General features: G+C 59.8%; 22 protein-coding genes, 1 tRNA gene, 1 pseudogene and 1 riboswitch. Of the genes and pseudogenes, 13 read left to right on the top strand and 11 right to left on the bottom strand.

Translation table 11 applies throughout. The annotated features are described in order from the left end of the window. Positions 1–52 precede the first annotated feature (52 nt). Complete coding sequence (ppk2, locus tag ACR0E6_RS01850; protein ID WP_480580559.1) at positions 53–976, bottom strand: polyphosphate kinase 2; 924 nt, start codon at positions 974–976, stop codon at positions 53–55. A gap of 120 nt (positions 977–1,096) precedes the next feature. Between ppk2 and ACR0E6_RS01845 the strand changes: the two genes are divergently transcribed. Continuing rightward, positions 1,097–1,978, top strand: coding sequence for an alpha/beta fold hydrolase (locus ACR0E6_RS01845; RefSeq protein ID WP_480580557.1), 882 nt, complete (start codon positions 1,097–1,099; stop codon positions 1,976–1,978). 3 nt (positions 1,979–1,981) lie between these two features. Here ACR0E6_RS01845 and ACR0E6_RS01840 read toward each other — a convergent pair whose 3' ends face one another. Next, complete coding sequence (locus tag ACR0E6_RS01840; RefSeq protein WP_170628458.1) at positions 1,982–2,590, bottom strand: peroxidase-related enzyme; 609 nt, start codon at positions 2,588–2,590, stop codon at positions 1,982–1,984. A 199-nt stretch (positions 2,591–2,789) separates the two neighbouring features. Between ACR0E6_RS01840 and ACR0E6_RS01835 the strand changes: the two genes are divergently transcribed. The 4 genes from ACR0E6_RS01835 to ACR0E6_RS01820 all read left to right on the top strand — a co-directional run bounded on the left by ACR0E6_RS01835 (position 2,790) and on the right by ACR0E6_RS01820 (position 7,291). Then, positions 2,790–3,782, top strand: coding sequence for a Hint domain-containing protein (locus ACR0E6_RS01835; RefSeq protein ID WP_480580555.1), 993 nt, complete (start codon positions 2,790–2,792; stop codon positions 3,780–3,782). 139 nt (positions 3,783–3,921) lie between these two features. Beyond that, entirely contained in the window at positions 3,922–5,880 is a 1,959-nt protein-coding gene (gene parE, locus ACR0E6_RS01830) for a DNA topoisomerase IV subunit B (RefSeq protein ID WP_170449595.1), read from the top strand. 30 nt (positions 5,881–5,910) lie between these two features. After that, a complete protein-coding gene (locus ACR0E6_RS01825) occupies positions 5,911–6,690 on the top strand; it encodes a hypothetical protein (protein ID WP_480580553.1) in 780 nt (259 codons plus the stop codon). Positions 6,691–7,009: 319 nt separating this feature from the next. Beyond that, positions 7,010–7,291 carry a hypothetical protein gene (locus ACR0E6_RS01820; protein ID WP_170519658.1) on the top strand — a complete coding sequence of 94 codons (282 nt, stop codon included), beginning with the start codon at positions 7,010–7,012 and terminating at the stop codon, positions 7,289–7,291. Positions 7,292–7,297: 6 nt separating this feature from the next. Here the strand turns inward: ACR0E6_RS01820 and ACR0E6_RS01815 are convergent, their stop codons facing one another. Both ACR0E6_RS01815 and ACR0E6_RS01810 read right to left on the bottom strand, forming a co-directional pair. Then, positions 7,298–8,137: a DMT family transporter gene (locus tag ACR0E6_RS01815; RefSeq protein WP_170449587.1), complete on the bottom strand. Its 840-nt coding sequence runs from the start codon at positions 8,135–8,137 to the stop codon at positions 7,298–7,300. Between the two features lie 91 nt (positions 8,138–8,228). After that, complete coding sequence (locus tag ACR0E6_RS01810) at positions 8,229–8,999, bottom strand: alpha/beta hydrolase (protein ID WP_480580551.1); 771 nt, start codon at positions 8,997–8,999, stop codon at positions 8,229–8,231. Positions 9,000–9,103: 104 nt separating this feature from the next. Here ACR0E6_RS01810 and ACR0E6_RS01805 point away from each other — a divergent pair. Then, positions 9,104–9,850, top strand: a pseudogene (locus tag ACR0E6_RS01805) (hypothetical protein); the annotation flags it as partial. A 7-nt stretch (positions 9,851–9,857) separates the two neighbouring features. Here the strand turns inward: ACR0E6_RS01805 and ACR0E6_RS01800 are convergent. Continuing rightward, positions 9,858–10,532 (bottom strand): TIGR04283 family arsenosugar biosynthesis glycosyltransferase, encoded by a 675-nt coding sequence (locus tag ACR0E6_RS01800; protein WP_480580549.1) that lies wholly within the window; start codon positions 10,530–10,532, stop codon positions 9,858–9,860. A gap of 73 nt (positions 10,533–10,605) precedes the next feature. On the opposite strand from ACR0E6_RS01800, the gene ygfZ reads away from it, so the two are divergent. Both ygfZ and ACR0E6_RS01790 read left to right on the top strand, forming a co-directional pair. Further along, on the top strand, positions 10,606–11,343 hold the full coding sequence (ygfZ, locus tag ACR0E6_RS01795) for a CAF17-like 4Fe-4S cluster assembly/insertion protein YgfZ (protein ID WP_480582190.1): 738 nt from the start codon (positions 10,606–10,608) through the stop codon (positions 11,341–11,343). A gap of 111 nt (positions 11,344–11,454) precedes the next feature. After that, positions 11,455–12,396, top strand: a complete 942-nt coding sequence (locus ACR0E6_RS01790) for an ABC transporter transmembrane domain-containing protein (RefSeq protein ID WP_170449579.1) — start codon at positions 11,455–11,457, stop codon at positions 12,394–12,396. A 52-nt stretch (positions 12,397–12,448) separates the two neighbouring features. Here the strand turns inward: ACR0E6_RS01790 and efp are convergent, their stop codons facing one another. Then, entirely contained in the window at positions 12,449–13,012 is a 564-nt protein-coding gene (efp, locus tag ACR0E6_RS01785) for an elongation factor P (RefSeq protein ID WP_170449576.1), read from the bottom strand. A 218-nt stretch (positions 13,013–13,230) separates the two neighbouring features. On the opposite strand from efp, the gene ACR0E6_RS01780 reads away from it, so the two are divergent. After that, positions 13,231–13,551, top strand: a complete 321-nt coding sequence (locus ACR0E6_RS01780) for a DUF6280 family protein (RefSeq protein ID WP_037310273.1) — start codon at positions 13,231–13,233, stop codon at positions 13,549–13,551. Between the two features lie 66 nt (positions 13,552–13,617). Here the strand turns inward: ACR0E6_RS01780 and ACR0E6_RS01775 are convergent, their stop codons facing one another. After that, complete coding sequence (locus tag ACR0E6_RS01775; protein WP_480580547.1) at positions 13,618–14,187, bottom strand: cobalamin biosynthesis protein CobQ; 570 nt, start codon at positions 14,185–14,187, stop codon at positions 13,618–13,620. A 61-nt stretch (positions 14,188–14,248) separates the two neighbouring features. Between ACR0E6_RS01775 and ACR0E6_RS01770 the strand changes: the two genes are divergently transcribed. Beyond that, a complete protein-coding gene (locus tag ACR0E6_RS01770) occupies positions 14,249–15,706 on the top strand; it encodes a cobyric acid synthase (RefSeq protein WP_480580545.1) in 1,458 nt (485 codons plus the stop codon). 4 nt (positions 15,707–15,710) lie between these two features. Here ACR0E6_RS01770 and ACR0E6_RS01765 read toward each other — a convergent pair whose 3' ends face one another. The 3 genes from ACR0E6_RS01765 to ACR0E6_RS01755 form a co-directional block, all read right to left on the bottom strand. Beyond that, on the bottom strand, positions 15,711–16,499 hold the full coding sequence (locus tag ACR0E6_RS01765; RefSeq protein ID WP_480580543.1) for a hypothetical protein: 789 nt from the start codon (positions 16,497–16,499) through the stop codon (positions 15,711–15,713). A 74-nt stretch (positions 16,500–16,573) separates the two neighbouring features. Next, complete coding sequence (locus ACR0E6_RS01760; RefSeq protein WP_170449564.1) at positions 16,574–17,992, bottom strand: TolC family outer membrane protein; 1,419 nt, start codon at positions 17,990–17,992, stop codon at positions 16,574–16,576. Positions 17,993–18,087: 95 nt separating this feature from the next. Continuing rightward, on the bottom strand, positions 18,088–18,741 hold the full coding sequence (locus ACR0E6_RS01755) for a protein-L-isoaspartate O-methyltransferase family protein (RefSeq protein ID WP_170628433.1): 654 nt from the start codon (positions 18,739–18,741) through the stop codon (positions 18,088–18,090). Positions 18,742–18,969: 228 nt separating this feature from the next. On the opposite strand from ACR0E6_RS01755, the gene ACR0E6_RS01750 reads away from it, so the two are divergent. Continuing rightward, positions 18,970–19,043 (top strand) — tRNA-Cys (locus ACR0E6_RS01750). 50 nt (positions 19,044–19,093) lie between these two features. Here the strand turns inward: ACR0E6_RS01750 and ACR0E6_RS01745 are convergent. Further along, positions 19,094–20,086, bottom strand: a complete 993-nt coding sequence (locus ACR0E6_RS01745) for an NAD(P)-dependent oxidoreductase (RefSeq protein ID WP_480580541.1) — start codon at positions 20,084–20,086, stop codon at positions 19,094–19,096. A gap of 103 nt (positions 20,087–20,189) precedes the next feature. Next, positions 20,190–20,409, top strand: a riboswitch (cobalamin riboswitch). 93 nt (positions 20,410–20,502) lie between these two features. Here ACR0E6_RS01745 and ACR0E6_RS01740 point away from each other — a divergent pair. Both ACR0E6_RS01740 and cobW read left to right on the top strand, forming a co-directional pair. Continuing rightward, a complete protein-coding gene (locus ACR0E6_RS01740; RefSeq protein WP_170735228.1) occupies positions 20,503–20,883 on the top strand; it encodes a DUF1636 domain-containing protein in 381 nt (126 codons plus the stop codon). Further along, positions 20,880–21,935: a cobalamin biosynthesis protein CobW gene (gene cobW / locus ACR0E6_RS01735; protein WP_480580539.1), complete on the top strand. Its 1,056-nt coding sequence runs from the start codon at positions 20,880–20,882 to the stop codon at positions 21,933–21,935. Before ACR0E6_RS01740 ends, cobW begins: the two co-directional genes overlap by 4 nt. The last annotated feature ends 2 nt before the right edge of the window (positions 21,936–21,937 follow it).

Raw genomic sequence — 21,937 nt, 5'->3', positions numbered from 1 at the left:
GACTAATCCGACCTCTGCCTGCCATCGGTGCAACGCGGAACAGGGGGAACCTTCAGCGCGCCTCGGGGTGCAGGGCAGTGCCCAGAATATGCTCGGACCGATGGATAACATGATGAGCCTGCCCGACGATCAGGGGATCGGGTTCGCCAACAATCTCATGATCCTTGCCGGGATAGTCCAGCGTCGACAGGAAATGGCGCATACAATTCAAACGCGCGCGTTTCTTGTCGTTCGATTTGACAATGGTCCAGGGCGCATCAGCGGTATCGGTGTAGAAAAACATCGCCTCTTTCGCCTCGGTATAGTCGTCCCACTTGTCCAGGCTTGCCTTATCGATGGGCGACAGCTTCCATTGCTTCAACGGATCGGTTTCGCGGCTTTTGAACCGGCGCTGTTGCTCGTCCTGCGTGACCGAGAACCAGTATTTGTAAAACTGAATGCCCGAGCGGACCAGCATCCGCTCCAGATCCGGTGTCTGCCGCATGAATTCCAGATACTCGTTGGGCGTGCAGAACCCCATCACACGCTCGACACCTGCCCGGTTGTACCAGGATCTGTCGTAGAACACCATTTCGCCGACTGTCGGCAATTCCTGCACGTAGCGTTGGTAATACCACTGGCCCTTCTCTTCCCATGTCGGTTTGTTCAACGCGACCACACGCGCCTGACGCGGGTTCAGATGCTCCATGAACCGTTTGATCGTGCCGCCCTTGCCGGCCGCGTCGCGCCCTTCGAACAACAGGACAAAGCGCTGCCCTGTCTCTTGTGCCCAAAGCTGCACCTTCAGCAACTCGGCCTGTAACAGCGCCTTTTGCTTTTCATAGGCCGGACGGGCCATCTTGCGCCCATAGGGGTATTTCCCGCTTTCGAACGCCTTGCGGATTTCTTCCGGGCCGGGTGTTGAGTTTTGCGTGTTTTGGGGCGGAACCTGCTGGTTCGGAACGGATTTCAGATCGAGTTGAGACACTGCGTCCATGCACATTTTCCTTTTTCACTATCCTGTAGAAGCCCTAGCAGAAACAGTGGAAATGCGCTTTGATTGGTATCAAACTGATGCCCGAAAGCGCCGATTGTTCCGAAGTCGCAGGAGTAAGAGTTGGACAGCAGCTTCACCGATCTGAACGGCCAGACATTTTTTGTCCGAACATGGGGCGGCAAGGGTAATCCTCCGTTGCTGATGCTGCACGGGTTTCCGGAATATGGCGGTGCGTGGGCCGATCTTGCCCCGTATCTGTCACATCACTTCCTCTGCGTCGCACCGGATCAGCGCGGATTCGGACAAAGCTGGGCGCCAGAAGGCGTTCGGCACTATGCGCTTTCAAAGCTGGTCGGTGACATGGCGGCGCTGATCGAACACCTGGGTGCACCAGTTGCCGTTTTTGGGCACGACTGGGGTGCATCGGTGGCCTACGGGTTGGCGATGTTCCGGCCTGATCTGGTCAGCCATCTGATCATCGCCAACGGTGTGCATCCGGTTCCGTTTCAGCGGGCCATGGCGGCGGGAGGCGCGCAATCCGAGGCCTCGCAATACATCAACCATTTGCGCGCGTCCGATGCCGTGCAAAAGCTGGCCGATAACCGCTTTGCCAGGCTAGAGCGGTTCTTCCGCCACGGTATGGGCCTTGACTGGCTGTCTGATGACCGGATGGAGGACTACCGGGCCGAGTGGGCGCGCCCCGGACGGCTGGAGGCGATGTTGAACTGGTACCGCGCCTCACCCCTAGTTGTGGCCAAACCGGGTGAACCGCTGACCGAGCTACCTGAATTGCCGCTGGACCGGCTTCATATCACCTGCCCCCATCTTTTGCTGTGGGGCCCAGAGGACAAGGCCCTGTTGCCCGAAACAACAGATGGGTTGGAGGACTTTGCGCCAGACCTGACGCGGATCGCGATTCCGGGCACCGATCATTGGCTGCACCACCAGAACCCCAAAGCCCTGGCCGAGGCGATCCTGGGCTGGCGCGGACATCCCTCCTAAACCTTACCGATGCCCCCAATCGTCAGGATTGTCCGAATTGTTGGGCGACAGGCCCAGCACATCGCCCTTGGTCGAGCAGCCCAGCCCCAGAACCGTGCGGTTCGCGTAAGAGAAATAGGCGCAGACCTGATTGATCTCGAGGATCTCGCCATCGTCCCACCCGGCCTCCCGCAGGGCAATCACATCCGCCTCGACCATTTCCGCCGGAGCTTCGGTCAACTTTCGCGCATACCCCATCGCCGCAATCTGCGCCGCGTTCAGTGGCGCATCATCGGGACGACGCTGCTCAATCGCTGATCGGATCTTATCGCCACGTGCCGGGTCCTTCAGCAGCCTTTGCAAGCCGTTGAAATGATGCTCGACACAATAGCTGCATTGATTGAGCGAACTGACCCAAACACCAAGCGTCTCAAGAAACCACTTCGGCACCGTGTTGCCCGAATGATGCAGCACGTTTTTGTAGATCGCCATATGGCCTTCCATCGAATGTGGCCGCAGCGAATGCGCCATCATGATGTTGTCCACATTGTTGTCGGGCCCTGTGACCCGCTCATAAAGGGTTCGTAGCTTCCCCGTGGCTTCGGCAAAGGGAATTGTTCTGATCCAGCTCATACGCGGCCTGCCCGTTTTTGGAGAGTTTCAGGCAACATATAAACAACAGAACCCATGCCCGAGAAGAGCGTGTATCGCCTGAACATCCCTGCCAGCCCCCGGTAATCACTAAACACGACTGAAATGTGTTTTTTCACACCCATGTCGTGTATTGTAGAATTCTATTTGTTGAAAAAGTTGTACCGCGCGAGTTGGCAGAATGAAATTTGTCACGATTCTAGAAATAGATAACGACCCGCTTGGCTTTACGGATGTCACCGTCCTGAATTCCTTTCAGGTCGCCGTTATTGACGATGACGATACGCTGGAAGACCCCGATGCCGATGGCAGTCAGCAGTTGGATGTATCCAGCGTTCCGGGGTTCATCGGTGATTCAACAAACTTTCAGACCTTTGAAACCTATAGCGGAGACATTGGCGGATCGCCGGTCACATTCACGCTGATTCAGTTTTCCGACCCCCAATATATCATTGTCACCTCAGGCAATGTGGATGTCGGCGACACGATCGAAAACACCAACAATTCAATCATCACCGCCCCGCCGGTGGATTATGACACCCTGCCCTCTTTCGTCTGCTTCACTGCCGGGTCGCTGATCCTGACCCCTTCGGGAGACAGGCGGATCGAGACCCTGCGCCCGGGCGACCCCGTGATCGTTGCGGATGGCAGCAGCCGCCCTGTCCGATGGATCGGGCGGCGGCACCTTTCGGTGCGCGACCTGAGAAGACAACCGAAATTCTGCCCCATTCGCATCAGGGCCAACAGTTTTTCGCACGGCTGCCCGGCGCGCGACCTGCTGGTTTCGCCGCAGCACCGGATCGTTGTGTCGTCATACAATGCTCAGCTGTTTTTCGGCGACGACCTGATGCTGGCCCCGGCCAAGGGTCTTGTAACCGGCGACGCGATCTCTCAACTGCCGCCGGACCGGGACGTGGATTATGTTCATATCCTGTTCGACCAGCACGAACTTGTCCGTGTCGAAGGCGTCTGGTCCGAGACATTCTTTCCCGGCGACACAAGCCTTGACGCCATGACACGTGCCACCCGGCAAGAGCTTCTGGACCTGTTTCCCGAGCTCATGACGCCCAATGGTCCATTCAGCGAAACCGCCCTACCTGTCCTGAAACCGCATGAGGCGCGTTTGCTGCGATCTGATCTAACCTCTCCTGCCGGAACTGTCTTTCCGCTTTAGCGTTTGAAAGGGACGGCACACCGTCAATCCAAGTTCGACGGTGATCGCAAGCAATTTGTCCACAACACCTCGTGGCCCTCTTCCCCCGAACCACATCCCCTGCCATAATGGGGGAAACTCAAAAGCAAGAGCAGCCCATATGCCCGACGATCTGTTGACGCCTGACGCGACCACTACCTATGACGCCTCGTCCATCGAGGTGCTGGAAGGTCTGGAACCGGTGCGCAAACGCCCCGGCATGTATATCGGCGGCACAGATGAGCGTGCGTTGCACCATATGGTGGCCGAGATCCTCGACAACTCGATGGACGAGGCCGTGGCAGGCCACGCCAATCGGATCGAGGTTGAGCTGCACGCAGATTACGCCCTGACCGTGCGCGACAACGGGCGTGGTATTCCAATCGATCCGCACCCCAAGTTCCCGGACAAATCCGCGCTTGAGGTGATCCTGTGCACCCTGCACGCGGGCGGCAAGTTCTCGGGCAAAGCGTACCAGACCTCGGGCGGTCTGCATGGCGTGGGTGCATCCGTGGTCAACGCCTTGTCGGATTCGATGGTCGTGCAGGTAGCGCGCGACAAGACGCTGTTCGAACAACGATTCTCTCGCGGTGTCCCGCTTGGTCCCGTGGAAAAGATCGGCGCGGCCCCAAACCGGCGCGGCACTACGGTGACGTTCCACGCGGATGCCGACATCTTCGGCCACCACCGGTTCAAGCCCGCAAGGCTGTTTAAATCGATCCGATCCAAAGCCTACCTGTTCTCGGGCGTGGAAATCCGCTGGAAATCCGCCATCGACGACGGGGAAACCCCAACCGAGGCGACCTTCCACTTCCCCGGCGGACTGTCGGACTACCTCAAGGAGACGATGAACGGCTCGTCTACCTATGCCGAACAACCATTCGCGGGAACCGTGGACTTCAACGAGAAATTCGGCACCCCCGGCAAGGTCGAATGGGCGATCAACTGGACACCCTCGCGCGACGGGTTCATTCAGTCTTACTGTAACACCGTCCCCACGCCCGAAGGCGGCACCCATGTGGCCGGGTTCTGGGCGGCGATCCTGAAGGGGATCAAGGCGTATGGCGAGCTGATCAACAACAAGAAGGCCGCGCAGATCACCCGCGATGACCTGATCACCGGCGGCTGTGCGCTGGTGTCGTGCTTCATCCGCGAGCCGGAATTCGTCGGCCAGACCAAAGACCGTCTGGCCACGGTCGAGGCGCAGCGGCTGGTGGAAAACTCGGTCCGCGACCATTTCGACAATTGGCTAGCCGCCGATACGAAATCCGCCGGCGCCATTCTCGACTTCCTGATACTGAGAGCCGAAGAACGTCTACGCCGACGGGCCGAGAAGGAAACACAACGCAAGTCCGCCACTAAGAAACTTCGTCTTCCCGGCAAGTTGGTGGACTGTTCCAGTTCAACACGCGACGGCACGGAATTATTCATTGTCGAGGGCGACTCGGCGGGTGGGTCAGCCAAAATGGGCCGCGACCGCAAGACCCAGGCCCTGCTGCCCCTGCGCGGCAAGATCCTGAACGTGCTGGGCGCGGCCAGTTCGAAACTGGGTACGAACGCCGAGATCAACGACCTGACCCAAGCGCTGGGTGTGGGGCTTGGCACCAAGTTCAACGTCGACGACCTGCGCTATGACAAGGTCATCATTATGACCGACGCGGATGTGGACGGGGCGCACATCGCCTCGCTGCTGATGACTTTCTTCTTCACCCAGATGCGCCCCATGATCGACGCGGGCCATTTGTATCTGGCCTGCCCGCCTTTGTACCGCCTGACGCAGGGCGCCAAACGCGTCTATTGTCTGGACGAGGCCGAGCGTGACGAGTGGCTTGAGAAAGGTCTGGGCGGCAAGGGCAAGATCGACGTCTCGCGCTTCAAGGGTCTTGGCGAAATGGACGCCAAGGACCTGAAAGAGACCACAATGGACCCGGCATCCCGCAAACTGATCCGCGTCACGATTGATGAGGATGAACCCGGCGAAACCGGCGACCTGGTCGAGCGCCTGATGGGCAAGAAGCCCGAACTGCGGTTCCAATATATTCAGGAGAATGCGCGGTTTGTGGAGGAGTTGGATGTTTAATACTTAAAAAGCACTTTTCAGGAGGCGTAATTGTACCTTATGTACGCTGACGAAGCGGACCAAGATGGTCAACGAGAGTTTCTCGTTTACGCTTCCGTTTTCTTTCCCGCAAAAAACCTTCTTAACATTTCTAACAGAGTATCCCAGCTTCGTGGCAAACACGGCTTCCGCAATGGGGATAGTTTGAAGTTCTCAACCGGCACCAAGCCCGACGATGTAAGCCGGGAACAACACACGGCGATTAAGGCAGAAATCCTACGCCTTGCCGTCAAAAACGATTGCAAAGCCTGCTGTTATGTCATTCCCCATGCTATTGCGAAAGGAAAGCCGCACGAGGACCGACTAAAATTTGCTGTGAACACACTACTCATCAAGTTTGACCAATTTCTTAAGGAAAGTGGTAGCATCCCTGGTTCTGCGCACTTCGACCACACTGAAGACTACAATCAGAATAAGTTTCTGAGAGAAATCTCAGAGTTGGGTGTTCAAAGTGAAGCCGGCACACGAAAGAAGTTAGATCGCGTAATTGCAGTTGGAACTACGCAAAACGGCATGTCCCACCTAAACTCTGTCACCGACATAGTAGTAGGATCTTTTCGTTGGGTGATTAATGAACCGGAGAAAGACAAAGTAGGTGCTAAGCTACTTGCGCAACTATCTGGATTGCTTTGGGGGAAGACGAACGACAAAGGTGTCCTAAACGTGCGCGAACGCGGGCTTGTAGTGCGCCCCAAAACGATTAAGTCGCAAAAATACAAAGCTGATATTGATGCCTTCCTAGCGAGACTAAACAAATACCAGCAAGCGTAGGATGGGTGCTTGCACCCATCACTTGGCAAATCTACCGTTCAATGATGGGTGTAAACACCCATCCTACAATCGCCGCGCCTTTTGATCGCGGGCTGGTTGGGCGCGTGCTTGGTTCAAAGCATCAAGCATTGGACGGGCAGCGCAGCACATCTCCACAACGCGTAGGCCGGGCTTCAGCCCGGCACACCGCAACCCCCTTGCCTAACCCGTTGATCCCCTTCACACTTACCCTCAACCCGTCATCCAAGAACGACATTTGAGGCTCCGGGCGTCCAAGACCCAATTTGACCACGAACAGATTTTCGAACGGGAGGACGACATGAAAACACTAACCCTCGGGCTGGCCTTTGGCCTGCTGGCCTCGGCAGCCGCCGCGCAGCAGATGCTCAGCACCGCTTCTCCGATCCCGGATGGGGCCGAGACCCGGTTTTGTTATTACGAAGGCATGGCCTATTCGATGGACTCGTTCATCGTCATCAGCGGCGACAATACCGTCACACCCACGGTCAACACGCGTGAGGAACGGCTGCTGCGCTGCGTCCCAAGCGAGGCCGGGCCGATGCATTGGAAGCCGCAAAGCACGTTTCAGGTCAGCAAGTAACGCCTGTCAAACGGCCAGTCCGATCAGGGCGACGCCGCCCGCCATCAGGACGGCTGCGCCGAGGCGGCGGATCCAGTTGCCCTCGTGCAGGAAGATGAACCCGATCAGGGCGGCGAAGATGACAGAGGTTTCGCGCAGGGCCGAGACCGCGCCCAGCGGGGCAAAGTTCTTGGCGTAAAGCACCAGACCATAGGCCGTCATCGACACCAGCCCGCCAAGGATGCCGATCATCCAGACCTTGGCGGGCAGTGCAGCCAGCGTGTCCCGCTTGCGCACGCCCACGAACCCCGCGATGAACAGGTGCAGGAACGCGCCCCAGGCCCAGTAGCTGAGCGTATTGCCTGACAGCCGCACACCGATCCCGTCGACCACCGAATAGATCGAGATACAGAATCCGGTGCCCAGCGCAAAGCCCAGCGCGCTGCGCCCGACGCCGGATCGCAGGGCGCTCCAACTGCTGAGTTGGATGCCCAGCGCGATCAGGGCGATCCCGGCCCAGGCTTGCAGGGGCAGAACCTCGCCCACCAGCAGCATGGCCCAAAGCGAGACCAGCGCGGGCACGATGCCGCGCGCGATGGGGTAGACGACGCTGAGATCGCCGTGCTGATACGCTTTGCCCAGCATGAAGTAATAGCCGAAATGCACGACGGTCGAGAGCGCGATGTAGATGAAGCTCTCGGCGCTCGGCAGCGGCAGCAGCAGGATCATCACCGAGGCCGGAATGACGTGCCCAAACGCCACAAGGCCCAACGTCGTGGTACGGTCAGCGGCGGTTTTGACGATGGCGTTCCAAACCGCGTGCAGCAAAGCCGCCGTGAGAATGATGAGGATGACAAACAGTGTCACGCTTGTGCCTTCCGCGCTGAGTATTGGCCCTGATTGGGTCAATCGCGGAGTTTGCACAGCGTTTGGGCGATCTCAATACGGGATGTGTGGCCTAACCCAGCTTTTCCTGCAGCCAATTGGCGATTTGTGCGGCTGGACGCTCCCACCCCGGCTCCATAAACAGGAAATGCGCGTGGTTTTCGACCGGCAGGAAAGTCGCGCGGTCTCCATACAGTTTCGCCAGCGCCCGGCAGGTGTTGGGGTTCACAGCCCGATCCTCGGTGCCGGAAACGATCAGTACCGGGCAGTCGACCTTGTCGATATCGACCTTCATGGCGTGGTGGTCATCGAACATCCAAAAGAACATCTCGAACATCACCCGCCCGCTTTCGGGGCCGAGTTGGTCGAACACCGCGTGCTGCTGAGCCTCGGGCATCTTGTTGAGCGCGAAGGGGGCCATCAGGTCGAACTCGACCCGCATGGGCTGTTTCCAAAACGCCCCGCCCTCCATCAATGCGCGCGGGACGGCGCGTTCGTCGTCGGTTTCGGGCAGCGTGCCCCAGGCGGCGTTTGGGTTGATCAGGACAATCGCACTGGCCAAGCCGCGCGCGGCCACCTGCTGCGCCACGACGCCCGCGATCGCGTGGCCCAGAAGGACGGGTTTGCTGTCCAATCCCTGAACGAACTCGGCAATGTCACCGGCATAGTCCGTGACACTGGTATCGGTCAGACCCGGGTCCGGTTCAGCCTTCGGGTCACCGCCGTGATAGCGCAGCGCCGGGGTGTGGACGGTCCAGCCGCGATCACGGAAAAAACCTGCGTAATCTTCCATACACCATGGGCCCGCAAACGCGCCGTGGATCAGAACGATGTCTTTGGTCATGAAAATCTCCCACCTCAGCGCGTCCAGTATGAGCATCCTGTAAAACGAAACAACTGCGCGTGATCGCTGTTGCGTGAGGGGGCGGACCACTTAAACTCAGCCCCATGACATTTGTGACCGAAAACCAGTTGCCACTGCTCATCCTGTTCTTTCTGATCGGATCGGTCGGAACAGGCTTTCTGTTCCGCAAGCCAGCAGGGCACCGGGCTTGGAAACTGGCTGATCTGGTCTGGGTCGTATTGGGCGGCATCGGGGCTTTGGTGGCGGTTCTGGCGGGGCTTTACACGGCCGACAGCTCTCGGCTGGACCGACAGATTGATGTGGCATTTGCGGCCTCATCAGCCTTTGACCGCGACGCTGCGCGGTTCCGGTTGCGGTTCTGCGATCCGGCCTATGACCCGGATACAGGCGTTCTGTGCGAGAAGGTCGAGTTTCTGTCGGCCTCAACCGCCAGCAACGCAGATCTGCCCCTGTTCATCGAAGTCACGAATGAGGTCGCGCCGCTGCAAGGGCTGCATTTCCTGTTCGGTCGGGACGACAAGGACGAGATGGAGCAGATGGCCGCCAAGGCCGACGCGTTCGATATCGACCAGTTCCTGGTTTTCACTTCGATGGATGACGAAACGCAAACCGCCATCGACAACATGCGCCGCAAGGTGCCTGCGATTGCCGGAGATTACCTGATCCTGGCCCAAAGCTATGACGACCTGATCGAGCAGGTCAGCAAGCTGAAAGACGAATGGGAATATCTGCAAGCCAACGCGCATATTCTGGTCCTGCAGATCGTCGCCTTGTGTCTGGTGAGTTTCGCAGCACCTTTCCGGTTGGGGAAATCCATTGTCGAGCTGCGGACAACTCTTATCGCCGATACGCCTGCGCCAGCTGTTCCGGATCGGCCCCAAGAAAATACCGCGTCAGAGTCCAAAGATTCCGAGCACCCCGCCGCAGCCAGCCCGCCCGCTCATAGCGTTCCGCACTCGTAACGGCGCGTACGTCCAGCAACGTGATCCGCGGCAGGGCGCGCGCAAGGGCGACGTCCTCCATCAACGGTTGATCTTTGTATTCGCCGACCCGCAGGTACATCTCGCGCGGGACCAGCATCCCCTGATCTCCATACGGAAGGCTGAACAGGCGACTGCGCAGGTTGGCCCAACCGGCGACCCAACGCGGGGCAAACCCCTTGGCCCGAAACGCCAACCGAAACGCCCCCGGCGATTTGGACGCCAAATGATCCGCCACAGGTTTTGTCCACCCCGGATCCAACACGGTATCTGCATGCAAAACCAACACCCAATCGCCCTTGGCCAGCGCGCAGCCGCGCCTGAGCTGCCCCCCGCGCGAGGCAGGTCCTTCGACAACCTCGGCCCCGGCTTCCTCGGCGATTACCAACGTCTGGTCGGTTGATCCGCCATCGCTGATGATCAGTTCGCGGATCAGACCGGCGTGCAGCCCCTCCATCAGAGCCTGAAGGCAGGCGGGCAACGCGGTTTCAGCGTTAAGCGTGGGGATCACGATGCTGATCGGGGCGGGCACGGCGGATAACCTCTGGTCTTGGCAGCGGAACTTCCTATATCACGAGGCCAAGGCAAATGACGAGGACCCTGCCATGCCCAATCGCCGCATCCTGCGCCTGACCGGCTCGGATACCGAGAGCTTTTTGCAGGACCTCATCACCAACGATATCGGCGGGCTGGAAACTGGGCTGGTTTATGCGGCGCTGCTGACGCCTCAGGGCAAATATCTGGCTGACTTCTTCCTGAAGCGTGACGGCGATGCTGTGCTGCTGGACGTGGCCGAGGACATGGCGGATGGGCTGGCCAAGCGACTGGGCATGTACAAGCTGCGGGCGGATGTGACAATCGAACCGTCTGGCCTGAACCTGCAACGCGGTACCGGGCCTGCACCGGACGGCGCCCTGCCCGATCCGCGCCATGCCGATATGGGCTGGCGCGCATACTCTGACATTCCCGAAGGCGATGACGGTACCGATTGGGACGCGATCCGCGTGCGCCACTGCATCCCCGAAAGCGGGGTGGAACTGACACCGGACAGCTACATTCTGGAATCCGGGTTCGAGGGTCTGAACGGCGTGGATTTCAAAAAGGGCTGTTATGTCGGTCAGGAAGTCACCGCCCGCATGAAGCACAAAACCGAACTGCGCAAAGGGCTGCGCCGCGTCCGGATCACCGGCGATGCGTCCGCCGGGACCGAGATCACTGCCAATGGCAAACCGGTGGGCATCCTGTTCACGCGATCCGGCGACCACGCCATTGCCTATCTGCGCTTTGACCGCGCAAGCGGGCCGATGCAAGCTGCAGACGCTATTGTCACTCTGGCGGATTGATCCGACGCTGTTGCCGATCCGTTACGCTTGGGTTGCTATGCACACCCTGCCGGTTTGACGTAGTCCTCCCCACTGTCACAGTACGGGCAACGGAACCACCCGGATGCCCGCATGCTACAGCTTTACCTTGCGATTTGGCGCGCCAGTGCCGGTCGGCAGATCATCTTGATCGTGCTGTCCTTGGCCGTTGCGGCGCTGGCCGCCGTACCCCTTGAGTTTCAGCGCGACATCATCAACCACCTGACCTCGGACGATGTAGGAACCGAGCGCTTGATCCTGCTGGGTCTGGGCATGATGGGTGTCATCCTGCTGAGCCTCGGGCTGAAATGGGTTCTGGGCTACCGCGCGGGCACTCTGGGCGAAGACCTCATTCGCATGATCCGGCAACGGCTGCTTTGGCGCTCGACCGATTTGAACGAATCCGGTGAAACGGTCCGCAAGGGCGCGATGAGCACGGCCATCTCTGCCGAGGCTGAAGAGTTGGGCAAATTCGCAGGTGGCGCGTTCTCGGACCCTGTGGTGCAGATCGGCACATTGATCAGCGTGATCGGCTATATCTCGTCCACCCAGCCGGGGCTTGGGATGATTGCGTTTTCGATGATCGTGCCGCAGATCATCATTGTCCTCCTGTCCCAGCGCAAAGTGAACGTCTTCGTCGCCCGGCGCGTACAAATTCTGCGCAGTGCCACCGACAGCCTGACGGTCGAAGACCTTGAGGCCGTCGAAAAAGACATCGATGCGATGTTCGACGATATCTACGAAACCCGGCGGAGGATGTTCCTATGGAAACTGTCCGCCAAGTTCCTGCTGAGCGTCATCAACGGCGCGGGCACGGTCGGGGTTTTGATGCTGGGCGGCTGGCTGGTCCTGCAAGGCAGAACCGATGTGGGCACCGTGGTTGCCGCCGTCAGCGGGCTGGGACGCATCCAGGGGCCGACGGCCTTTCTGATCGCCTTCTACCGGCAGGTCAGCGCCAACCGCATCAAATACGAACTGATGCTAGAGCTTTTCGGCCCGGATCCGACCCGCTATCGGAAGATGCACAGAAAATAAAAGTCCGCGCGGGCGGGTGCCTGCGCGGTCTTTTCGATCCGGTAACGCAGCGTTACGCGCGTTCGGAATATTCCATGGATTCGGTGTTCACGATGATCATCTCGTCCTGCCCGATGAAGGGCGGCACCATGACCTTGACGCCGTTGTCCAGAATCGCCGGTTTGAACGAGTTCGCAGCCGTCTGACCTTTGACCACCGGCTCGGTCTCGACGATCTTGCAGGTCACTTTCTGGGGCAATGTCGCGTTCAGCGCTTCGCTTTCGTAGAATTCGACCACGATGGTCATGCCGTCCTGCAGAAACGGGCGGCGTTCGCCCAGCAGGTCAGCGGGCAGTTCGATCTGCTCATAGGTCTCGGCATCCATGAACACCAGCATCCCGTCGGACTCGTATAGGAACTGCTGATCCTTCTGTTCCAGACGCACACGTTCGACCTTGTCCGCCGAGCGGAACCGTTCGTTCAGCTTCGATCCGTTGCGCAGGTTGCGCAGCTCGACCTGGGCAAAAGCGCCGCCTTTACCGGGCTTTACGTGATCCACTTTCACAGCCGCCCACAGCCCGTCGTTATGCTCAAGCACGTTGCCGGGGCGAATTTCGTTCCCATTTATCTTGGGCATGACATAAATCCTTCACAAACGGTTGATGCGTCAGTTGCGGTCCCTATATCTGGCTGGACCAACCCTGACAAGACAACGAGACCTAGTGCTGCACTTGCAGCAAGCCATGCACATGACGCAACGCAACTATGCATTTTAGGTGTATCCGAATCGCACCTAATAGGTCATAAGGACCGTCACGCCGAAAATGCAAGAGCAAGAACAACAAGGAAGACGAGATGAGAGATTTCGTTGACGGCACTGCCTTTAACAACGAGCAAGGCAATCGTGCACGCAAACTTTTCGCGGCCGTTGTGTTGGCTGCACTTGATGACGCTATCGCCGATGACAAGAAATACGGCAATGGCCCCGAACAGATCGCCCGCTGGGCACGCTCGCGCGATGGGCGCGAGGTGCTGTCCTGCGCCGGTATCGACCCGAATGAGCGGGTTGTCAGCGGACTGATGGAGTTCGTTGGCCGTGGCGTGCGGACCTCGGTCGCGCTGTCGCGTGAAGAAAGCGAGCGTCGCAATGCCGCTCAGCAGGCCGAAGCCGCCTAGACACCGGGCGACTTCCCTTTGAAAAAGCGCGCTCCGCCAACAGGGGCGCGCTTTTCTGTTGCGGGGTCAGAAAAACAGTAACCACTGCCGCAGCACCCAGACCTCGGCCATCAGCAGCAGGGCAAAGAACAGCTTTGCCGTGATGGACAGGCCGCGCTGCCATAAGGCGACATAGGCCAACAGGCAGATCATGGCGGATACAGGGGCCACCCACAGCGCATGATGGGCACTGTCCCAATAGCTGACCGGGCTGTGATAGACCCAATCGCTGATCGGCCAGAACTGAGGCCGCCCGTCGCCCGCGTGCAGGAAAAAATCCATCACCAGATGCAGCAGCCCTGCGGAAGCGGCCACCGTCAGAAACGACCAGCCCCGCCACATCCCCAACGCCAAAGCCAACCCCCACAGAATGAATGAGTTGTCGATGGCAAAGACCGTTTGCCAGGCGGGCGAGAAGTAAAGTTCGTCAAACACCACCTGTGGCGGGATGCCGAGGATGTACAACGACGTTCCCGCCATCAGGTACAGGGACAGATCCGGCAGCAGTGATCCCAGCACCGCCGCCCACAGGACGCGCCCCCGCGCAGGCCGCGCAAAGGCGGCAGCACCGATCAAAAGATGCGCTGGCGTGTTCATCCGGGGCTTTCCCTTTGGCCTTAAATCAGGTCATCTGCGCGACAAGGTATAGGAGACGACCATGGTTCGCGCCATCATGATTCAAGGCACCGGCAGCAATGTCGGAAAATCGGTATTGGTGGCCGGGTTGGCGCGCGCTTATACGCGACGCGGGTTGCGGGTGGCCCCGTTCAAACCTCAGAACATGTCCAACAACGCCGCCGTGACCGAAAACGGAGGCGAGATCGGGCGCGCTCAGGCCCTGCAAGCGTGGGCCGCGAACCGTCCGACGCATACGGATATGAACCCGATCCTGTTGAAACCTGAAACCGACACCGGCGCGCAGATCATCGTTCAGGGCCAGCGCGCAGGCACGATGAAGGCCGGGGATTACCGCAAGGACAAATCCAAACTGCTGGGGGCCGCGCTGGAAAGCTTCGACAGGCTGTGCAGCGACGCCGATCTGGTGCTGATCGAAGGCGCGGGCAGCCCGGCGGAAACCAACCTGCGCAAAGGCGACATTGCCAATATGGGCTTTGCCTGCGCTGCCGGTGTGCCGGTGGTGCTGGTCGGTGACATTCACCGGGGCGGCGTGATTGCGCAGATCGTTGGTACTCAGGCCGTGCTGGACCCCGGCGATCTTGAGATGATCAAGGGCTTTGCCGTGAACCGGTTCAAGGGCGACGTGTCGCTGTTTGATGAGGGCCGCGACGATTTAGCCGCACGCACGGGCTGGCCCTGTCTGGGCGTGGTGCCGTGGTTTCACGATGCGTGGAAGCTGCCCGCCGAGGATATGATGGACATCCGCTCACACACCGGCGGGGCGTGCAAGGTCGTTGTGCCGCAGCTTGAGCGCATGGCCAATTTCGACGATCTGGACCCGCTTTCCGCCGAACCCGGTGTGAGCGTCGAGGTCATCCCCGCAGGCCGCCCCCTGCCCGGCGATGCCGACCTTGTGCTGTTGCCGGGCAGCAAATCCACCATTGGCGATCTGACCTATTTCCGGGCGCAAGGCTGGGATATTGACCTTCTCGCCCATGTACGCCGCGGCGGGCATGTTCTTGGCCTGTGCGGCGGCTATCAGATGCTGGGCAAAACGATCGCGGACCCCGACGGGGTGGACGGTCGGCCGGGCAAGGTTGAAGGGCTGGGCCTGCTGGATGTGGACACTGTCATGGCCGGTAAAAAGCATGTCACGCTGACCGAAGCCTGCGCCCTGCCCAACCGCGAACCGGTCAGCGGGTACGAGATTCACATGGGTGAAACGGAAGGCCCGGATTGTGCGCGGGCCTGGCTGGAGGTTGAGGGCCGCCCGGAAGGCGCAGCCAGCGCCAATGGGCGCATTCTGGGCAGCTATCTGCACGGCATATTTTCGTCCGACGCGTTTCGGGCGCAGTTTCTGGCAAAACTGGGTGTGAAATCCGAAACCGCCTATGAGGATGGTGTCGAGCAAACGCTGGATGATCTGGCCGATCACCTTGAGCAGAACATGAACCTGGATTTGCTGCTGGACCTTGCGCAGCCGCCGCAGCGGGACTGAGCGGTTATTCCAGCTCCTGCGCTGCCAGCGCCCGGTGAATCTCGCGCCGGACCATCTTGCGCACATTGCGGGTGATCCGCTCGCCCAGCACGCCCTGAAGCTCTTGCCGGACAACCTCGGCAATCATGTCACGCAGCGCGTCTTCGTCGATGGCCACGTCGCGCGCGGGCACAGCGTCTTCGGCCATCGGTTCAGCCACAGGCATGACTTCGGGCGAACGAATGAAGGTGGCCGGTTGCGGTTCTTCCTGTTCAGGCTCGGCCGCTGCAACTGTGTCCTCAACGCCTGTTGCCTGCTCTGCAGGCACATCCTCTGGCTCGGGCTCTTCGAACCCTGAATCCGTCGTCCAGGCGAGGCCCTGAGTCGGTGTCCCCGAATAGGCATCGTCACTGTCGCCATCGGGTTCCCACTGATCCTCGGTCCGGGCGATCGCAGCCTCCAGCGCTTCGATCTTCGCGCTCAGGCTGGTTGCCGGGTCTTCGCTGGCCTCAGGCTCTGGCGTGGCCTCTTCCTGACGCGGAACGTCACTGTTGGCCGCTGCGTCGGCCTTAACGATGTCACAGGCGCGCAGCAACATTGGTTTCGCCGATTCCTCGGCGCTGTATTTCGGTTCCAGCTTCAGCGGGGGCTGTTCAACCTGAGCGGGTTTTGAGATTCGCAACGCCTCGGTCAGCACCAAACGCCCGGGCTTGCGCGCACCCGAGGACGGGGCTTTGCGCCCCTCTTCGCTGACCAGACGTTTGACCGAAGACAAAACGTCTTCGATCCCGGCTTTTACGACATTGTCCGTCATTTTGCTCTACCGCTCTTTCCTCAGGCCCGAGTGTAGCCAATCCTGTCAGAGCGAACAACAGATAGTATTGCCCGTCAGTCCCGACGCAACGCTTTGAGGACGCGATCCAGGTCTTTGCTCTGTTTGCTGACCTGTGCAGGGGCTTTCTTGACCAGATTATAATAGAGCGTCGGGTCATAGATCTGCACCGCCAGACCCAGACGTTCCGCCGTCAACAGGCCCTGAGCCTGCAACAGCTGATACGCAGCGCGCGAACGCTCGGTGCGCGAGGCGACCTCGTTCAACTGCGCATCCAGCAAATCCTGCTGCGCGTTCAGAACGTCCAGCGTGGTCCGTGCGCCCAGCGTTGCCTCTTCGCGAATCCCGTCAAAGGCGACCTGCGAGGCGCGCACCTGCTCGGTCGACGCCCGCAGGCTGGCCGAAGCGGCCTGAAAGTTTGCATAGGCTTCGGACACGCCCTGCGTGATGTCCTTTTGCACGTTCAGAAGGTTCGCGCGCGACGCATCGCGGGTGGCCATCGCCCGGCGCACCGATGCCGCCAGACGTCCGCCGGCATAGATCGGCTGGTTGAAGTTCAGCGAGACACTCGCATTTTCGGTGTCATCGTCATTGTCATAGCTTTCCGTAATGCCCGCATCCGCATTCAGCGTGACATTCGGTCCCAGATTCGCCCGCTGCTGCTGGACCTGCAAATCAAGCGCACGCACTTCGTGCTGGGCCGCAAGAATGGCCGGATGGTTGCGGCGCGCGAACGAGATCGCCTCGGACTCGGACCGGGGCAGTGACGGAAGGCTGGGCTGACCAGCGGTCGCCCCCGGTAGTTTGCCGACGGCATTTACATATTCCGCCTGCGCCGTGCTCAGGTTACCGCGTGCAACTGCCAGATCGGCCTGGGAACTGGCCAGCTGTGCCTCGGACAGGGCGACGTCCGTGCGCGTGACTTCACCCACTTCGAAACGGTCCCGCGAGGCCCGAAGCTCCTCGGCCGACACATCGACGTCATTCACCTGAATCTGCACGGTTTCTTCCTGCAGAACGACGTTGAGATAAGCGTTTGCTGCGCGGAACAGAATGGCCTGCTCGACATCGATCAGGCTTTGGCGCGTGGACAACACGATTTCCTGCGCGGATTGCTTACCGAGAATCGAGAACCCGCCATCATAGATCAACTGGGCCAGCGTGAGGCCGGTAAAGAATGTCGAAGGCTCGTTCCGGACCACTATACCGCTAGTCGTTGTCCGCGTGTAATCCTGCGAAACGCGCACTGTCCAGTTGATGATCGGACGCAGCGCGGACACCGCAATGGCAACATCTTCATCAGCGGCACGCAACAGCGCGCGGTTCTGTTCAAGAAGACCGCTGGTGTTATACGCCCCGATAAAGGCATCGGTCAGGTTGTCCGCCCATGCCAGGCGTACAGGCATAACGCTAAGGGCCAGACCAGCGGTCACCGCCAAGGCCCTGACCAGCTTACCAGTTGCCGTTCCACGCATCACCAAATCCTCTCAAATCAAAATTACACTGCCCTGCGGGAAGTTTGCGTTGCCGTTTTCAACTAATCAAGGTGGCAGAAAAAACCACCGCCCGACTATAGCGAAAATGCACACTCGACTGAAAAACTGTCCAGTGTCGGCGCACTGGCGTTGAAAGCGTCGCGCCAGCTGACCCGGTCACCAGCCTTGCGCCCGATCCGAACGACGCCCAGACCATCCTGCACAAACAGACAGGCGATGCGCCCGTTGTCTTTCAACTGACCGAGCAGAGTGTCCGGCACCTGCTGCACGCCGCCCTGTATCATGATCACGTCGTAAGGCCCGTGTTCCTCGGCCCCTTGCTCCAGCGGGCCCACATGCACCACGGCATTGTCTGCATCCGCCTCGGTCAGGGCATCCTGCGCTTCTGCGGCCAGCGCCTCATCGCTTTCAACAGCAACCACCAGTTCAGCCATGCGCGCGGCAACGGCGGTGGAATACCCCAGCCCCGGCGCGATATCCAGAACCGCCTCATCTTTGCAAATATTCACAGCGTCCAGCATCTTGGCCAGAGTCCGAGGCTCCAGCATGCTGCGCCCGTCCCCCAGATCGATTATGCCTTCAACATAGGCGGCCTCGCGCTGCGCATCCGGCACAAAATTTTCACGCGGGACGGTCAGCATGGCATCGATGATCGGGAATTTCGTGACATCAGAGGGCCGAATCTGCGTATCGACCATAGTGCGGCGTCGGGTTGCGAAATCTGTCATGTGATCTCTCGTCTGAATTCCCACGTTTTTTTGGCTTTTGCCACATCCCGCAGCAACCGGCAACGGCCCTGTTGCCACAGCCCGGCCCGTGCGACAGGTTTGTGATCCGGCCCAGATCAGCATTTCCCGCCTCAGGCGCCAAAATTACACGCAATCCTCTGGACGCCCCATAAGAAAGCTGCTAAAACGCCTGTCACACCACGGCAAGTATTTGATTTTACTTGAAAAGGCGAGTTGGCGGAGTGGTGACGCAGCGGATTGCAAATCCGTGTACACCGGTTCGATTCCGGTACTCGCCTCCACTTCCTTCAATACCTTCACCTCGCGACGCAAAGACGAAAGCGCGCCTCCCTTAGGAATCGCGCCCCGCCGGGACAACCTCATAACCCGGTTCTTCAGGTTCATCGTCCTGCATTTCAGGTGGAAAGCCGGGCGCGCGGATGTCGAGGCCGGTGGCGTCTTCCAGGCGTTTGATGATGTTGGGCGACAGCTCGCGGTCACCGTAACGAGCGATGCCGTCCTCGAAGATCTTGATCATGATCGGGTTGATCTCAAGTGGGACACCCGCGCGGTCGGCGACGTCCTGAAACAGGCCGATATCCTTTTTGACAAGGTCCATTGTAAAGGAAATATCGCGCGAACCGTTCAGGATGACCTGGCTTTCGGTTTCATGCACAAACGACGTACCGGACGAGATCTTGATCGCCTCATAGGTCGTGTTCAGGTCCATCCCGGCGGCTTTGGCGGTCACCAATGCCTCGGCGCAGGTGATCAGGTTGGCGGTGGCCAGATAGTTGGTCAGAACTTTCAGAACCGAGGCCGAGCCCAGATCGCCCGTATGCAACACCCGACGGCCCATCGTTGTCAGGAAGGGCAGGATTCGCTCAAAGGTATCCCGGTCGCAACCCGCGAAGATCGAGATATTGCCGGTTGCCGCCCGGTGGCATCCGCCGGAAACCGGGCAATCAACCGCCGCCCCGCCCCGCTCGATGACCATGGCACCCAGCCGCTTGGCCTCGGCCTCGTCGGTGGTGGACATTTCCATCCAGATTTTGCCGGGGCCGACCTCGGGCAACATCTCCTGCATCACCGCGTCCGAAGCGGCAGGCGATGGCAGGCAGGTGATCACCGCGTCGCAATCGCGCATCAGCTGGGCCGGGCTTTCGGCGGCCTTTGCGCCCTTTTCGACGAATTCTTCCACCAGGTCTGCATTCAGGTCATGGACCGTCAGGTCGATCCCGTTGCGCAGCAACGAGCCCGAGAGTTTTCCGCCCACATTTCCAAGTCCGATGAACCCAACTTTCATTATTCGCGTCTCCCTGCGTGTTTTCCGGTATGCGACCATGTCGCGGGCACCGCGTCATGCCGCCCAGCGACGCTGGCAGGTCGCTTTTCATCCTAGCCACGCGATGGTGGTCGCATCGCGCTTGACAACCTGCCCACACGTGCCGCATGTCCCTGTCGTTGGTGTCGGCGACAGCCGATGAAAAGGGAATGCGTCAACGGTTTATCCGCCAAACGCAGCCGCCCCCGCGACCGTGACCGGAGAGGGTGCCCAATGCCACTGGCCTGCCAGGCCGGGAAGGCGGGACATCCGACAGAGGAGCCAGACGAACCGGGCCTCTGACATCCGCAAGCCGGGAGACCTGCCAGCACCCGAAGTTGAAACCGGGCGGGGTGTTCCGGTGTCGGGTCCATGTGCATCGCGTGGCCCGCATGAAACCCCGTCCCCCGCGAAGAGGATTTGGGGGGATGAGAGACATGACCGAGACTGCGCCGGTCGAGCTGCTGGTTTGCACCACGTGCCGCCGTGGTCTGCCCATCGAGGATGATGACCAGCGCCCCGGCACATTGCTGCACAAAGCGCTGGAACAGGCGGACCTGCCCGAGGGCGTCACACTGAAAGCCGTCGAATGCCTGTCGAATTGCGATCAGGGCTGTTCCATCGTGCTGCGTGGCGGGCCGGATCGCTGGACCTTTGTCTATGAGAACCTCAACGAAACCGATCACGTTGACGTCATCGTCGACGGAGCGACCAAGTATCTGGCCACCGAGGACGGCTTGGTCAAATGGCGCGAGCGCCCCGAACATTTTCGCAAAAACTGCGCCTCGCGCATTCCCCCGATTGGAGCCCTGAAATGAGCAACCTCGAAAAACTCCCCGTCACCGTCATCACCGGCTTTCTGGGCTCGGGCAAAACGACGCTGGTCAAGCATCTGATGCAGAACCCGCAAGGCAAACGTCTGGCCGTGGTGGTCAACGAGTTCGGCGATGTGGGCGTTGATGGCGACATCCTGAAATCCTGCGCGATCCCGGATTGCCCGGCGGAAAACATCATGGAACTGGCCAATGGCTGCATCTGCTGCACCGTGGCCGATGACTTCATCCCCACCATCGAGGCGCTGATGGCGCTGGAGCCGCGCCCGGATCATATCCTGATCGAAACTTCAGGCCTCGCCCTGCCGAAACCGCTGCTGAAGGCGTTCGACTGGCCCGATATCCGGTCGAAGATCACCGTGGACGGCGTGATCGCCTTGGCAGATGCCGAGGCTGTCGCCGCCGGTCGCTTCGCCCCGAATGTCGAGGCGGTGGATGCCCAGCGCTTGGCCGATGACTCGATCGACCACGAAACACCTTTGTCGGAGGTGTTCGAGGACCAGATCTCCTGCGCCGACATCATCCTGCTGACCAAACCCGATCTGGCCGGTCCCGAAGGTGTGGCGAAAGCCAAAGAAATCATCGCGGCCGAAGCCCCGCGCCCTCTGCCCGTGGTTGAAGTGGCCGAAGGTGCCGTGGACGTGCGCGTCGTGCTGGGCCTTGAGGCCGCCGCCGAGGATGACATGGACGCTCGACCGTCGCATCACGACGGCCACCACGACCACGAGCATGACGATTTCGAAAGCATCATCGTCGAACTGCCGGAACAGACCGAACCCGCCGATCTGGTCGCCAAGATCGAACGTCTGGCGAATGAGCTGAACATCCTGCGCGTCAAGGGCTATGCCGCCGTTCAGGGCAAACCCATGCGTCTGCTGGTGCAGGCCGTCGGTGCCCGCGTCCGGCACCAATATGACCGCCCCTGGGAGCCCGGTGAGGAGCGCCGCTCGCGCCTTGTGGTCATTGCCGAGCATGACGACATCAAAGAAGCCGCGATCCGCAATATCCTCGTGGGTGTGACCGAGGCTGCCGAGTAAGC

It is taken from the genome of Ruegeria sp. AP12 (genome assembly GCF_056540025.1).
This window is presented reverse-complemented; position numbering and strand designations above follow the sequence as displayed.

Coding starts and splice junctions, on each gene's coding strand:
- parE (WP_170449595.1), top strand. CDS start 3,922: ATGCCCGACGATCTGTTGACGCCTGACGCGACCACTACCTATGACGCC.
- efp (WP_170449576.1), bottom strand. CDS start 13,012: ATGCCCAAGATAAATGGGAACGAAATTCGCCCCGGCAACGTGCTTGAG.
- ygfZ (WP_480582190.1), top strand. CDS start 10,606: ATGCCCAATCGCCGCATCCTGCGCCTGACCGGCTCGGATACCGAGAGC.
- ACR0E6_RS01770 (WP_480580545.1), top strand. CDS start 14,249: ATGGTTCGCGCCATCATGATTCAAGGCACCGGCAGCAATGTCGGAAAA.
- ACR0E6_RS01740 (WP_170735228.1), top strand. CDS start 20,503: ATGACCGAGACTGCGCCGGTCGAGCTGCTGGTTTGCACCACGTGCCGC.
- ACR0E6_RS01835 (WP_480580555.1), top strand. CDS start 2,790: ATGAAATTTGTCACGATTCTAGAAATAGATAACGACCCGCTTGGCTTT.
- ACR0E6_RS01745 (WP_480580541.1), bottom strand. CDS start 20,086: ATGGTCGCATACCGGAAAACACGCAGGGAGACGCGAATAATGAAAGTT.
- ACR0E6_RS01790 (WP_170449579.1), top strand. CDS start 11,455: ATGCTACAGCTTTACCTTGCGATTTGGCGCGCCAGTGCCGGTCGGCAG.
- ACR0E6_RS01775 (WP_480580547.1), bottom strand. CDS start 14,187: ATGAACACGCCAGCGCATCTTTTGATCGGTGCTGCCGCCTTTGCGCGG.
- ppk2 (WP_480580559.1), bottom strand. CDS start 976: ATGGACGCAGTGTCTCAACTCGATCTGAAATCCGTTCCGAACCAGCAG.
- ACR0E6_RS01810 (WP_480580551.1), bottom strand. CDS start 8,999: ATGACCAAAGACATCGTTCTGATCCACGGCGCGTTTGCGGGCCCATGG.
- ACR0E6_RS01760 (WP_170449564.1), bottom strand. CDS start 17,992: ATGCGTGGAACGGCAACTGGTAAGCTGGTCAGGGCCTTGGCGGTGACC.
- ACR0E6_RS01765 (WP_480580543.1), bottom strand. CDS start 16,499: ATGACGGACAATGTCGTAAAAGCCGGGATCGAAGACGTTTTGTCTTCG.
- ACR0E6_RS01840 (WP_170628458.1), bottom strand. CDS start 2,590: ATGAGCTGGATCAGAACAATTCCCTTTGCCGAAGCCACGGGGAAGCTA.
- ACR0E6_RS01820 (WP_170519658.1), top strand. CDS start 7,010: ATGAAAACACTAACCCTCGGGCTGGCCTTTGGCCTGCTGGCCTCGGCA.
- cobW (WP_480580539.1), top strand. CDS start 20,880: ATGAGCAACCTCGAAAAACTCCCCGTCACCGTCATCACCGGCTTTCTG.
- ACR0E6_RS01755 (WP_170628433.1), bottom strand. CDS start 18,741: ATGACAGATTTCGCAACCCGACGCCGCACTATGGTCGATACGCAGATT.
- ACR0E6_RS01780 (WP_037310273.1), top strand. CDS start 13,231: ATGAGAGATTTCGTTGACGGCACTGCCTTTAACAACGAGCAAGGCAAT.